Source organism: Stenotrophomonas sp. GbtcB23, from assembly GCF_019091045.1.
In the GTDB taxonomy this organism is placed as follows: Bacteria; Pseudomonadota; Gammaproteobacteria; order Xanthomonadales; family Xanthomonadaceae; genus Stenotrophomonas; species Stenotrophomonas rhizophila_A.
Genome location: NZ_JAGXKC010000398.1, coordinates 1 through 273, shown reverse-complemented (window position 1 = coordinate 273; position 273 = coordinate 1). Strand labels below are relative to the sequence as shown.

Here is a 273-nt window from a genome sequence, read left to right as displayed (position 1 = left end):
CCTGGCACGCCCAAAAGCCCTCTCTCAACCTTCTCGTTTTTCCTTTTTTCCACATGTTTCTTGGCCTGGAGGAGCCAATCCTGGCTGTCTATTTTTACCTGAGCAGCCAACTCTGCCGCAATAGCACTGCCATTGGCCTCCGGATACATCGTCGAATCATACCCAACAAGGCCGATTCCGCAATAGCGCGCTCGATTGGACATGGTTGAGTTTTTGTCGAAGTAGCGCTTGAACGCGGAAGTTAGTTCAGAGTTGCTGAGATCCGCTTTGTCG

The 273-nt window shown here is 51.3% G+C and carries 1 protein-coding gene; it reads right to left on the bottom strand.

Annotation, left to right across the window (positions count from 1 at the left end; translation table 11 throughout):
• Positions 1-273: Hachiman antiphage defense system protein HamA (locus KVS69_RS19555; protein WP_217539669.1), on the bottom strand; the 273-nt coding region annotated here is incomplete at both ends.